We start from the raw sequence: 13,172 nt of genomic DNA, 5'->3' as shown, positions 1-13,172 counted from the left end.
GGCTCGGTTCCGGCGCGAACCGGCCCATGAGCGGGCTCCGTTCTTAGGGTAGCCTCACTTGATCTTGGGTGAGGAGTTGGGGAGTGTCGAGCAGGGGTGGCGTGATTCTGCGCAGGGCCGTCGCGCGGAACGGGCGGCGGCTCTGGATCGGGACCGTACTGGCCGGGGTCTATCAGGGGTGTGCGGCGCTCGTGCCGATTCTGATCGGTGTGATCGTGGATCGGGCGGTCGGCACCGGGGACGTGGCCGAGCTGCTGGTCTGGGTCTTGGCGCTCGCGCTGCTGTTCCTGGTCCTGGTGGTCAACTACCGGTTCGGGGCGCGGAACCTGCAGCGCGCCATCGCCGAGGAGGGGCACCGGCTGCGGGTCGAGGTCGCCGGGCGGATCCTGGACCCGCGGGGGCTGCGCACCGACCGGCAGGCGGGTGATCTGCTCACCGTCACCGGGGTCGACTCCGACTACACGTCGTACGTGCTCGACCACATCCCGCGGATCGCCAGTGCGGTGGTGGCGGTCGCGGTCAGCGCGGCCACCCTGCTGCTGATCTCCTGGCCGCTCGGGCTGATCGTGCTGATCGCCACGCCGGTGGTGCTGGGCGTGCTGGCGCTGACCGGGCCGATGATCAGCCGGCGGGTCGCCGAGCAGCAGGAACGCGGCGGCCGGGCCACCTCGCTCGCCACCGACCTGGTGACCGGGTTGCGCCCGCTGCGGGGGATCGGCGCGCAGGACGCGGCGGCTGACCGCTATCGGACGGTGAGCCGCGACGCGCTGGGTGCCACGCTGCGCGCCGCGCGTACCCAGAACGTCTATCAGGGTGTCTCCACCGGGCTGAGCACGCTGCTGGCCGGCGGCATCGCGATCGCGGCGGGCTGGTTCGCGCTGACCGGGCGGATCAGTGTCGGTCAGTTCATCACGGTGATCGGCTCCGCGCAGTTCCTCATCGAGCCGTTCGGCATCCTCGCGGTCGTGCCCAGCTGGGTCGCCGCGGCGCGCGCGTCGGCCGACCGCGTCGCGTCGGTCGTCCAGGGCGGGTCGGTCCTGCCCGAGGGCGGGCCGGTTCCTTCCGGGCTCGGGTACGACCTGCGCCTGAGCGACGTGTCCTACGGTCCGCTGAAGGGACTCGACCTGCACGTCCGCCCGGGTGAGTTCGTCGGGGTGGTGGCGCACCGCCCGGCCGACGCCGAGGCGCTGGTGCGGCTGCTCGCGGTCCCCGACGCCTACGACGGTGACGTGCTGCTCGGCGGCGTGCGGCTGGAGTCGGTCGACCGGAACCGGGCCCGCGGCCTGCTGCACGTCGAGCCGCACCGGACCGACCTGTTCACCGGCACCCTGGCCGGCAACATCGACCTGCACGGCGACGGCGGCGAGCGGCTCACCGGGGTGCTGCGGGCCGCGGCCGCCGACGAGGTCGCCGACCTGCACCCGGCGGGCCTGGAGATGCCGATCACCGAGCGCGGCTCGAACCTCTCCGGCGGCCAGCGTCAGCGTGTCACCCTGGCCCGCGCGCTGCTCGCCGCGCCGCCGCTGCTGGTCCTGCACGACCCGACGACCGCCGTGGACGCGGTCACCGAGCAGGCCGTCGCCGACGGGATCCGCGCGCTGCGGCACGCCCCGGGCAGCGCGGACGGCGGGTTCGCCACCGTGGTGATCACGAGTAGCCCGGCGCTGCTCGCGGCGGCCGACCGGGTCGTGGTGATCGACGCCGGGGCGGTCACCGCCGAGGGCGCGCACGCCGACCTCAGCACCCGGGACGAGACCTACCAGCGGACGGTTCTGCGATGACCACCCAGCTCCTGCCCGTCGCCGGTACCGCCGAGACCCGCGCCTGGCTCGCCGCCGACCTGCGGACCCGGAAGGCGGAGACCGCGCTCACCCTGGTCGCCGGGACGCTGGCGGCCGGGGCCACGGTCGTTCCCGCGTACGCGCTGGGCCTGCTCGTCGACCGGATCCGATCAGGTGGTGACACGGCCGCGATCATGCCGGTCGCGGTGACCATCGTGGCCGCCGCGATCGTCGGTGGCGCCGCGACGTCGGTCTCCGGCTACCTGATCCGCCGGCTCGGCGCCCGGATGCTCGCGGATCTGCGGGAGCGGACCGTCGCCACCGCGCTGCGCCTGCCGATGCAGGTGCTGGACCGGGCCGGCCGGGGCGACCTGCTCTCCCGGGTGAGCGCGGACATCACCGCGATCGACACCGCGGTCTCCGAGGTCCTGCCCGGGATGATCTCCGCGGTGCTGCTCGCGGTGATCACCCTGGTCACCATGCTCGGCATCGACTGGCGTCTCGGTCTGGCCGGTGCGGTCGCGATCCCGTTCTACCACCTCGGGCTGCGCTGGTACCTGCCCCGCTCGGCCCCGGCCTACGCCGCCGAGCGGGCCGCCGTGTCCGACCGGTCGCAGCGGTTCGTGGAGAGCATGCAGGGTCTCGGCACGGTGCACACCTACCGGTTGGAGGAGCGCCACCTGACCGGTATCGAACGCGCGTCGGCGCGGGCCCGGGACATCTCGGTGGGGGTGTTCGCGCTCTACACCCGGTTCGTCGGGCGGATCAACCGGGCCGAGTTCGCCGGGCTCGCCGCCGTGCTGATCGTGGGCTTCGTGCTCGTACGGGAAAAGGGTGTGACTGTGGGTGAGGTCTCCGCGGCCGCCCTGCTGTTCCACCGGATGTTCAACCCGCTGGCGATGCTGATGGTCACCTTCGACAAGGCGCAGGATGCGGGCGCGAGCCTGGCCCGGCTGGTCGGCGTGGTCGGCATGGACGTGGAGCGCGCGGGCGGTTCGACCCGGCCCACGGATCGTGAGCTGGCCCTCGATGACGTCACGTTCGGTTACGACGAGGCCACCCCGGTGCTGTCCGGCGTCTCGCTGCGGGTCGCGCCCGGCGAGCTGGTCGCCCTGGTCGGCGCGACCGGCGCGGGCAAGACGACCGCGGCCTGGCTCGCCGCCGGTATTCTAAAACCGCTTTCCGGGTACGCCACGGTCGGCGGGATCGCCGTGCCGGACGCGCCCGCGCGGACGGTGGCGATCGTGAGCCAGGAGACGCACGTGTTCGCCGGCCCGCTCGCCGAGGACCTGCGGCTGGCCCGCCCGGAGGCCACCGACGACGAGGTGATCGCGGCGCTGGACCGGGTCGGCGCCCTCGGCTGGGCGCGCGAGCTGCCCGACGGCCTGGACACCGTGGTCGGCGACGGCGGCCATCACCTGACCGCGGCCCGCGCCCAGCAGCTGGCGCTGGCCCGGGTGGTGCTGATGGACCCGCCGGTGGTGGTCCTCGACGAGGCGACCGCGGAGGCGGGCAGCGCCGGCGCGCGGGACCTGGAGCTGGCCGCGACCGCGGCGCTGCAGGGCCGGACCGCGCTGGTCGTCGCGCACCGGCTCACCCAGGCGGCGTCCGCCGACCGGATCGTGGTGATGGAGCACGGCGCGATCGTCGAGTCCGGCCCGCACGCCGAACTGGTCGCCGCCGGTGGCCGGTACGCCCGGCTCTGGGCGGCCTGGTCCTCCCGCTGATCAGCGCTTCTTCGCCAGGGCCGCCCAGAACCCGGTGTCGCCGTCGGCCAGGGCGTCCTCCCCGGCGTCGTTGCGCCAGCGGGTGCCGAGCACGATGCCCGGCTCGACCAGGTCCATGCCGTCGAACAGCGCCGCGATCTCCTCCTGGGGGCGCGGCCACACGTCGAGGCGGCCGCTCTCCAGCAGGGTCAGGTAGTTCTGCCGGTTCTCCGGGGTCATCAGGTCGGTCGTGGCGTGCGTGAGCGCCACGAAGCTGCCCGGCGCGAGGGGTTCCAGAAGGGCGTCGACCAGCGGTTTCGCACTGCCCGCCCCGTGCACGAAGTGGACCACCGCGATCAGCATCACCGCGACCGGCCGGCTGACGTCGAGCACGCTGCGCAGCTGGACGTCCGCCAGGATCTTCTGCGGCTCCCGGAGGTCGGCCTCGATGTACGCCGTCCGCCCCTGCGCCGAGCTGGTCAGCAGCGCCCGCGCGTGCGTCATCACCAGCGGGTCGTTGTCGACGTAGACGACCCGGCTCTCCGGCGCGATCCGCTGCGCGACCTCGTGGGTGTTGTCCGCCGTCGGCAGCCCGGTCCCGATGTCGAGGAACTGCCGGATCCCGGCCTCCCCGGCGAGGTAGGAGACCATCCGCCCGAGCACGTCCCGGTTCGCCCGCACGGCCACCCGGGTGTTCGGGAACCGCCGCTCGATCTCGTCCCCGGACGCCCGGTCGACGGCGAAGTTGTCCTTACCACCCAGCCAGTAGTTGTACCGCCGCGCCGGATGCGGCACCTCACTGTCGATGTGGCCGCGGCTCTCCCCGGAGGTCATCCGCTCATGATAGTCGATATAGGACGATGCTCTCGGGCCGGCCGTCCCCGGTGCCGGGCCGGTTGACCCTGAGCGGAGATCCGGTGTCGCTCCCTGCCGAACGGGCGTTAAGCTCCCGGACGGGGGAATGTGAACAGGACGGCGAAGGGTGCGGCGTGACGATCAGGGCGGCGGAGTCGTGACGGCGGCTGACGGTCTCACGTTGGGGGCGGATTTCCCCGCCGCCGACGTCGAGCAGTGGCGGCGTCTCGCCCTCGCGGCGTTGCGCAGGTCGGGTGGGGCCGGTGACGATACGGCTCCCGAGCGGGTGGATGACCTGCTCACCACCGTGACGCAGGGTGGGCTGCGGGTCGCGGGCCTGCACACCGCGCAGACCGCGCCGCTGCCGGAGACCGGGGTTCCCGGTGGGCAGCCGTTCGTGCGGGGGGCCACCGCGGCGGGTGGTGTGGTCGCGGGCTGGGATCTGCGGCAGCGCTACGCCGAGCCGGAGCCGGAGGAGGTCCGGGAGGCGGCGCTCGGCGACCTGGAGAACGGGACGACCTCGCTCTGGCTGGCGGTCGGCGGCGGCGCGCTGCCGATCGACGCTCTGCCGGAGGCGCTCGACGGCGTCCACCTGGATCTGGCCGGGGTGGTCCTGGACGCCGGGGACGCCTTCGGAACGGCCGCGACCGCGTGGTTCGCGCTGCTCGCCGCGCGCGGCGTCGATCCCGGGCGGGTCACCGGTGGTCTCGGCGCGGATCCGCTGGGCTGGCGGGCCCGTACCGGAGAAACGGCAGGTCTCGGCGGGGCGCTGCGGGACGCCGGTGCGTGGGCGGCCCGCTGTGCGGGTGAGGCGCCGGGGCTGCGGGCGGTCACCGTCGACGCCACGGTCTATCACGACGCCGGCGGATCCGAGGTGGAGGAGCTGGCGTGCGCGGCCGCGACCGGCGTCGCCTACCTGCGCGCGCTGACCGACGCGGGCCTCCCGGTCGAGACCGCTTTCCATCAGATCGATTTCCGGTACGCCGCCACGGCCGACCAGTTCGCCACCATCGCCAAGCTGCGCGCCGCCCGTCGCCTGTGGGCGCGGATCGCCGAGCTGTGCGGCGCCCCGGAGTCCGGCGGCCAGCGGCAGCACGCCGTGACCTCGGCGGCCATGATGACCGCTCGTGATCCCTGGGTGAACCTGCTGCGGACCACGGTCGCGGCGTTCGCGGCCGGGGCCGGGGGAGCGGAGGCGATCACCGTGCTGCCCTTCGACCACGTGCTCGGGCGGCCCACCGCGTTCGCCCGGCGGCTGGCCCGCAACACCCCGATCCTGCTGGTCGAGGAGTCGCACGTGGCCCGGGTGATCGACCCGGCCGGCGGTTCCTGGTACGTCGAGAGCTACACCGAACAGCTCGCCCAGGCCGCCTGGGAGTGGTTCACCGGCATCGAGCGGGCCGGGGGACTGGCCGCGGCGCTCGACAGTGGCCTGGTCGCGGACCGGCTCGCCGAGGTCTGGGAGTCCCGGTCGTCCGATCTGGCCCATCGCCGCGACCCGATCACCGGGGTGAGCGAGTTCCCGAACCTGGCCGAGGAGCCGCCCGCGCGGCGGCCCGCCCCGGCGCCGGTCGGCGGTGGACTGCCCCGGCACCGGTACGCGGAGGCGTACGAGCGGCTGCGCGACCGCAGCGACGCGCACCTGGCCGCGACCGGCGCCCGGCCGACCGTGCACCTGGCCACCCTCGGTTCCCCGGCCGGGTACGGGCCGCGGGTCACCTTCGCGACGAACCTCTTCGCGGCCGGGGGCATCGCCGTGACCACCGAGCCCGGATCGCCGGTCGCCTGCGTCTGTGGGCCCGACAGGGCGTACGCGGAGAAGGCAGTGCCCTTGATCGAGGATCTGCGCGGGAACGGCGTGCGCCGGGTGCTGCTGGCCGGGCGCGGCGAGTTCCCGGGCATCGACGGGTACGTCTTCACCGGCGGCGACGCGATCGCGGTCCTGACCACCACCTTGGCCGACCTGGGAGTGCCGGAGTGATCCCCGATTTCGCCACCGCGAAGCTGACCGCCGCCACGCCGGTGCCCGGCGCCGATCAGGCCTGGAAGTCGGCGATCCGGGAGGCGACCGGCGCGAGCGCCGAGGAGCTGACCTGGCACACCCCCGAGGGGATCGCGGTGCCGCCGCTCTTCACCGGCGACGACCTGGCCGGGCTGGACTTCCTCGGCACCTACCCGGGCGTCGCGCCGTACCTGCGCGGACCGTACCCGACCATGTACGTCAACCAGCCGTGGACGATCCGGCAGTACGCGGGCTTCTCCACGGCGGAGGAGTCCAACGCGTTCTACCGGCGGAACCTGGCCGCCGGGCAGAAGGGCCTCTCGGTCGCGTTCGACCTGCCCACCCACCGCGGCTACGACTCCGACCACCCGCGGGTCACCGGCGACGTCGGGATGGCGGGCGTCGCGATCGACTCGATCTACGACATGCGGCAGCTCTTCGACGGGATCCCGCTCGACCGGATGAGCGTGTCGATGACGATGAACGGCGCGGTGCTGCCGGTCCTGGCGCTCTACATCGTCGCCGCCGAGGAGCAGGGGGTCGCGCCGGAACAGCTCTCCGGCACGATCCAGAACGACATCCTCAAGGAGTTCATGGTCCGCAACACCTACATCTACCCGCCGGCGCCGTCGATGCGGATCATCTCCGACATCTTCGCGTACACGTCGCAGCGGATGCCGCGCTTCAACTCCATCTCGATCTCCGGATACCACATCCAGGAGGCCGGGGCGACCGCCGACCTGGAGCTGGCGTACACCCTCGCCGACGGGGTGGAGTACCTGCGCGCGGGCCGGGACGCCGGGCTCGACGTGGACGCGTTCGCGCCCCGGCTGTCGTTCTTCTGGGCGATCGGGATGAACTTCTTCATGGAGGTCGCCAAACTGCGCGCCGGGCGGCTGCTCTGGGCCAAGCTGGTCAAGGAGTTCGCACCGAAGGACCCGCGGTCGCTGAGCCTGCGCGCGCACTGCCAGACCTCCGGATGGTCGCTCACCGCGCAGGACGTCTACAATAACGTCATGCGTACGTGCATCGAGGCGATGGCGGCGACGCAGGGGCACACCCAGTCGCTGCACACCAACGCGCTGGACGAGGCGCTCGCGCTGCCGACCGACTTCTCGGCCCGGATCGCCCGCAACACCCAGCTGCTCATCCAGCAGGAGTCCGGCACCACGCGGGCGATCGACCCGTGGGGCGGCAGCGCGTACGTCGAACGCCTCACCCACGACCTGGCGGCCCGGGCCTGGCAGCACATCACCGAGGTGGAGGCCGCCGGCGGGATGGCCCGCGCGATCGACGAGGGCATCCCGAAGATGCGGATCGAGGAGGCGGCGGCGCGGACCCAGGCCCGGATCGACTCGGGCCGGCAGCCGGTCATCGGGGTCAACAAGTACCGGCCGTCCGCCGACGAACCGATCGACGTCCTGAAGATCGACAACGCGGCGGTACGGGCCGGGCAGATCGCGAAGCTGCGCCGGCTGCGCGCCGAACGCGACCCCGCCGCCTGCACCGCCGCCCTGGAGGCGCTGACCCGCGCCGCCGCCGGGCAGGGCGAGAACCTGCTCGCCCTCGCGGTCGACGCGGCCCGGGCCAAGGCGACCGTCGGCGAGATCTCCGACGCGCTGGAGAAGGCGTACGGGCGGCACACCGCGCGGATCCGTACCATCTCCGGTGTCTACCGGGAGGAGGCCGGGACGGTGAGCAACATCGAACGGGCCCGGTCCGCCGCCGTCGCGTTCGCCGAGGCCGAGGGCCGCCAGCCGCGGATCCTGGTGGCCAAGATGGGCCAGGACGGTCACGACCGCGGCCAGAAGGTGGTCGCCACCGCCTTCGCCGACCTCGGCTTCGACGTCGACGTCGGCCCGCTCTTCGCCACCCCGGCCGAGGTGGCCCGGCAGGCGATCGAGGCCGACGTGCACATCGTCGGCGTCAACTCCCTCGCCGCCGGCCACCTGACGCTGGTCCCGGCACTGCGGGACGAACTGGCCGCGCAGGGCCGCCCGGACATCCTGATCATCGCGGGCGGGGTCATCCCGCCGCAGGACTACGACGCGCTGCGGGCGGCGGGCGCTGCCGCGATCTTCCCGCCCGGCACCGTGCTGGCCGACGCGGCGATCGACCTGCTGGCCGACCTCGCCGGCCGGCTCGGCCACCCCGCGACCCCGTGACCCGGCCCACGGTCGACGTCGAGGCGATGGCGGCCGGGGTGCGCGAGCACAGCCCGGCCTGGGTGGCCCGGGCGATCACCCTGGTCGAGTCGACCCGCCGCGATCACCAGGTGCTCGCCCAGCGGCTGATCGCGGCGCTCACCCCGGACGGCGGGCGCTCGCACCGGATCGGGATCAGCGGCGTGCCCGGCGCCGGGAAGTCCACCTTCATCGACGCGCTGGGCAGCATGCTGACCGCCGCCGGGCACCGGGTCGCGGTCCTCGCCGTCGACCCGTCGTCGACGCGTACCCGAGGCAGCATCCTCGGCGACAAGACCCGGATGGCCCGGCTGGCGAACGACCCCGCCGCCTTCGTACGGCCGTCGCCGACCGCCGGCACCCTGGGCGGCGTCGCCAAGGCCACCCGGGAGGCGATCGTCGTGGTGGAGGCCGCCGGCTACGACATCGTCATCGTGGAGACCGTCGGCGTCGGACAGTCCGAGACCGCGGTCGCCGACATGGTCGACTCGTTCCTGCTGCTGGCGCTCGCCCGCACCGGCGACCAGCTGCAGGGCATCAAGAAGGGCATCCTGGAGATCGCCGACGTGATCGCGATCAACAAGGCCGACGGCCCGCACGCCGTCGAGGCCAAGGCCGCCGCCCGCGAGCTGGGCGGCGCGCTGCGGCTGCTGCGGGACGGATCGTCGCGGGCGGCCTCGGTCCTGACCTGCAGCGCGCTCGAGGGCACCGGGATCGACGAGGTCTGGGCCCAGCTCGTCGCCCACCGGGAGAGCCTGGGCGCCGAGCTCGTCGAGCGGCGCCGCCGCCAGCAGGTCGGCTGGATGTGGGCGATGGCCCGGGAGACCGTCCTGGCCCGCTTCACCACCGACCCCGCCGTCCGGGAGACCGGCCGGGACGTGGAGCGGCGGATCCTGGACGGTTCGCTCACCCCGGCGCGGGCGGTCGAGCTGCTGCTCGGCTCCTACGACCGGATGACACCATGATCGGCATGACGCCCGACGAGCACGCCGCCCGCGCCGAGGAACTCACCCACGAGGCCGAGCGCCTCTACGAGGTCTGCCTGGTCGACTACGAGACCAACATCAACGAGGACGACCACTCCGAGGAGCCGTACGTCCCCGGCGCCGACCTCTCGATGCTCATCGCCACCACGCAGCTCGCCCAGCTGCACGCCACGCTCGCCCTCCGGCCTGGTTCCTGAGCACCCCGGGAGCCGGTCTCCCGGGGCGTCTCACCTCTCACCTTTCGCCTCTCGCCTCTCGCCTCTCGCCTCTCACCTCTCGCCTCTCGCCTCTCGCCTAGAAGTCGTCGTCGAAGCTGACCGTGCCGGTGACGCCGACCTGGTACGCCGACACCCGCCGTTCGAAGAAGTTCGACAGCTCCTGGACGTCCTGCAGCTCCATGAACGCGAACGGGTTCCCACTGCCGTAGAGCGGCGCGATCCCGAGGGCCTGCAGCCGCCGGTCGGCCACGTGCTGCAGGTACTCGCGCATGTCCGCGAGGGACATGCCGGAGACGCCCTGCTCCAGGAGGTCCTCGGCGAACTGGACCTCGCACTCGACGGCCTCGGCGAGCATGTCGGTCACCTGCTTCGCCATCTCCGCGTCGAACAGGTCGGGCTCCTCGGCCCGGACCTGGTCGACCACGTCGAACGCGAACGCCATGTGCATGCTCTCGTCGCGGAACACCCAGTTGGTCCCGGACGCGAGTCCCTGCAGCACCCCGCGGGAGCGCAGGAAGTACACGTACGCGAAGGCGCCGTAGAAGAACAGCCCCTCGATGCACGCCGCGAAGCAGATCACGTTGAGCAGGAACGCCCGCCGGTCGGCTTTCGTCTCCAGTTTCCGGAGCTTGTAGACCGAGTCGATCCACGTGAAGCAGAATTCGGCCTTGCGGGCGATCGACGGGATGTTCTCGACGGCCGCGAACGCCTCGAACCGCTCCTGCTCGTCGGGCACATAGGTGTCCAGGAGATTCAGATAGAACTGGACGTGCACCGCCTCCTCGAACAGCTGCCGGGACAGGTAGAGGCGGCCCTCCGGCGAGTTGACGTGCTGGTACAGATTGAGGACCAGATTGTTCGCCACGATCGTGTCACCGGTGGCGAAGAACGCGACCAGCCGCGAGACGAGGTGCTGTTCGGCGGGCGTCAGTGTGGCCAGGTCGGCGAGGTCGCCGTGCAGGTCGACCTCCTCGACGGTCCAGGTGTTCTTGATGGCGTCCTTGAAACGGTCGAAGAAGTGCGGGTACTTCATCGGCCGCAGGGTCAGGTCCATTCCGGGGTCGAGCAGCATTACTGGCAGGCCTCACACGATTCGGGGTTCTCCAGGGAGCAGACTTCGGCGGGGGTGAGCGCCGGAATGACCGGTGCCACCGAGACCGTGGCCTGCTGAATGCGCGTCGCGGGCCGCGAGCGCAGGTAGTACGAGGTCTTCAGGCCGGCTTTCCACGCGTAGAGGTACATCGAGGAGAGCTTGCCGATGGTGGGCGCGGCCAGGAACAGGTTCAGCGACTGCGACTGGTCGATGTAGGGCGCGCGGGCGGCGGCCAGGTCGATCAGGGCCCGCTGGGGGAGTTCCCAGGCGGTACGGAACAGTTCGCGGACCTCGGCCGGCAGTTCGGTGATGCCCTGCACGGACCCCTCGGCGCGCTTGATCGCCTCACGGATCGGGGCGTTCCACAGATTGCGGGACTTCAGTTCGCGTACCAGAAAGGTGTTGATCTGAAGGAACTCGCCGGACATCGTCTCGCGCTTGAAGAGATTGCTCACCTGAGGCTCGATGCATTCGTAGCAGCCGGCGATCGACGCGATGGTGGCCGTCGGCGCGATGGCGACGAGGAGCGAGTTACGCAGGCCGTTGGTTGCGATTCTCTCTCTCAGGGAGTTCCAGCGATCGGTCTGCGTGGTGGTCACACCCCACAGGTCCGGGTGCAGGTCACCCTTCGCGGCCCGGGTCTGCGAGTACGCCGGATGCGCGCCGAATCGCTCGGCGAGCGACGCTGACGATTCCAGCGCGGTCAGGAAGATCTCCTCCTGAACCTTGGTGGAGAGCTTCCTGGCTTCGGCGGAGTCGAACGGCAGGCGCAGGGTGAAGAGGGCGTCCTGCAGGCCCATCAGGCCGAGGCCGACCGGGCGCCAGCGCGGATTCGAGGCGGCGGCCTGTGCGGACGGGTAATAGTTGATGTCGATCACCCGGTCGAGGAAGACCACCGCGGTGCGGACCGTCTCCCGCAACCGTTCCCAATCGACGCCCGCCTCGGTCACGTGCGCGCCGAGATTGACCGAGCCGAGGTTGCAGACCGCGGTCTCGCCGTCGTCGTTCACCTCGAGGATCTCGGTGCAGAGATTCGACAGGTGAATGGTGTTGCCGGGCGCGCCGGTCTGGTTGGAGAGCGCGTTCGACCGGTCCTTGAACGTCATCCATCCGTTGCCGGTCTGCGCGAGGGTGCGCATCATCCGGCCGTACAGATCGCGGGCCTTGACGGTCTTGACGGCCTTCTTCTCCGCCTTCCGGTACGCCTCGTCGAACGCCTCGCCGAACAGATCCGGCAACTCCGGCGCGTCCGACGGATCGATCAGCGACCAGTCGCCGTCCGCCTCGACCCGCCGCATGAACTCGTCCGGGATCCAGTTCGCCAGGTTCAGATTGTGCGTCCGCCGGCTCTCCTCACCGGTGTTGTCGCGCAGTTCCAGGAACTCCTCGACGTCCGGGTGCCACGGCTCCAGATAGACGCATGCGGCGCCCTTGCGGCGGCCGCCCTGATTGACCGCCGCGACGCCCGCGTCCAGGGTCTTCAGGAACGGCACGATGCCGTTGGACCTCCCGTTCGTGCCGCGGATCAGCGCACCCCGGCCGCGGACCCGCGACCACGAGATGCCGATGCCGCCGGAGAACTTCGACAGTTTGGCGACCTGGTGGTACCGCTCGTAAATCGAGTCCAGCTCGTCCTTCGGCGAATCGACGAGGAAACAGCTCGACATCTGGGTGTGCCGGGTGCCGGAATTGAACAGCGTCGGCGAGCTGGGCAGATAGGCGAGCGACGACATCAGCCGGTAGAAACCGATCGCCTCGTTCGCGTTCTGCGACAGCCCGCAGGCGACCCGCAGCAGCCAGTACTGCGGCGTCTCGACGACGAGCCGGGACTGCGGGTGGCGCAGCAGGTAGCGGTCCGCGACGGTGCGCAGCCCGAAGTACTCGAACCGCAGGTCACCGCGGGTGTCGATGGCGTCGTCGAGCTTGCGGGCGTTGCGGGCCACGAACGCCGCGGTCTCGTCCCCGATCAGGCCGAGCGTGTGCCCGTACCGGATGGCCTGACTGAAACTGGCCACCTCCTGGAGCCGGACCTCCTTGTCCACGTAGGCCGTGAGCAGCCGGGCCGCGAGACGCGAGTACTGCGGCTCCTCGCTGATCAGCTCGGCGGCCGTCTGGATCGAGAGTTTGTCCAGCTCGGCGGTGGTCGCGCCGTCGTACAGGCCACTGATGGTCTTGGTGGCCACCCGCAGCGGGTCGACCTCACCCAGATCACCGACCCAGAGCTCGACCGCCCGCACGATCTTGTTGACGTCGACCGGTTCCAGATCACCGTTGCGTTTGCGCACCTGCATCGCGTGCCGCCGCTGCTCCGGCACGGTCACGCTCTCTTTCGTGGTATCCATCGTTCC

Annotated in this window: 9 protein-coding genes; 6 read left to right on the top strand and 3 right to left on the bottom strand. The window is 71.7% G+C overall.

What is annotated here, in order from left to right; all coding sequences use genetic code 11:
* Positions 1 to 101 precede the first annotated feature (101 nt).
* Both AB0M08_RS24300 and AB0M08_RS24295 read left to right on the top strand, forming a co-directional pair.
* A complete protein-coding gene (locus tag AB0M08_RS24300; RefSeq protein ID WP_364497313.1) occupies positions 102 to 1,781 on the top strand; it encodes an ABC transporter ATP-binding protein in 1,680 nt (559 codons plus the stop codon).
* Positions 1,778 to 3,508, top strand: coding sequence for an ABC transporter ATP-binding protein (locus AB0M08_RS24295; protein ID WP_364497311.1), 1,731 nt, complete (start codon positions 1,778 to 1,780; stop codon positions 3,506 to 3,508). The genes AB0M08_RS24300 and AB0M08_RS24295 overlap by 4 nt, the downstream gene beginning before the upstream one ends.
* Here the strand turns inward: AB0M08_RS24295 and AB0M08_RS24290 are convergent, their stop codons facing one another.
* Positions 3,509 to 4,321 carry an SAM-dependent methyltransferase gene (locus AB0M08_RS24290; RefSeq protein ID WP_364497308.1) on the bottom strand — a complete coding sequence of 271 codons (813 nt, stop codon included), beginning with the start codon at positions 4,319 to 4,321 and terminating at the stop codon, positions 3,509 to 3,511. It lies immediately after the preceding gene.
* Between the two features lie 202 nt (positions 4,322 to 4,523).
* Here AB0M08_RS24290 and AB0M08_RS24285 point away from each other — a divergent pair, with 202 nt between their 5' ends.
* The 4 genes from AB0M08_RS24285 to AB0M08_RS24270 are packed head-to-tail and all read left to right on the top strand — an operon-like array spanning position 4,524 to position 9,710.
* Positions 4,524 to 6,323 (top strand): methylmalonyl-CoA mutase family protein, encoded by a 1,800-nt coding sequence (locus AB0M08_RS24285; RefSeq protein WP_364497305.1) that lies wholly within the window; start codon positions 4,524 to 4,526, stop codon positions 6,321 to 6,323.
* Entirely contained in the window at positions 6,320 to 8,509 is a 2,190-nt protein-coding gene (gene scpA, locus AB0M08_RS24280; RefSeq protein ID WP_364497302.1) for a methylmalonyl-CoA mutase, read from the top strand. Before AB0M08_RS24285 ends, scpA begins: the two co-directional genes overlap by 4 nt.
* The gene (gene meaB, locus AB0M08_RS24275) at positions 8,506 to 9,492 is read left to right on the top strand and encodes a methylmalonyl Co-A mutase-associated GTPase MeaB (RefSeq protein ID WP_364497300.1); all 987 of its coding nucleotides are present in this window, start codon (positions 8,506 to 8,508) and stop codon (positions 9,490 to 9,492) included. The genes scpA and meaB overlap by 4 nt, the downstream gene beginning before the upstream one ends.
* Before the next feature lie 5 nt (positions 9,493 to 9,497).
* Positions 9,498 to 9,710, top strand: a complete 213-nt coding sequence (locus tag AB0M08_RS24270) for a hypothetical protein (protein ID WP_364497298.1) — start codon at positions 9,498 to 9,500, stop codon at positions 9,708 to 9,710.
* A gap of 97 nt (positions 9,711 to 9,807) precedes the next feature.
* Here the strand turns inward: AB0M08_RS24270 and AB0M08_RS24265 are convergent, their stop codons facing one another.
* Together AB0M08_RS24265 and AB0M08_RS24260 are read right to left on the bottom strand one after the other, a co-directional pair.
* Positions 9,808 to 10,803 carry a ribonucleotide-diphosphate reductase subunit beta gene (locus AB0M08_RS24265; RefSeq protein WP_364497295.1) on the bottom strand — a complete coding sequence of 332 codons (996 nt, stop codon included), beginning with the start codon at positions 10,801 to 10,803 and terminating at the stop codon, positions 9,808 to 9,810.
* Entirely contained in the window at positions 10,803 to 13,166 is a 2,364-nt protein-coding gene (locus tag AB0M08_RS24260; protein ID WP_364497292.1) for a ribonucleoside-diphosphate reductase subunit alpha, read from the bottom strand. Before AB0M08_RS24260 ends, AB0M08_RS24265 begins: the two co-directional genes overlap by 1 nt.
* Positions 13,167 to 13,172 lie beyond the last annotated feature (6 nt).

This window comes from Actinoplanes sp. NPDC051851, from assembly GCF_040681165.1.
GTDB lineage: Bacteria > Actinomycetota > Actinomycetes > Mycobacteriales > Micromonosporaceae > Actinoplanes.
Note: the sequence above shows the minus strand (reverse complement) of the source record. Positions and strands in the feature narration are given on the sequence as shown.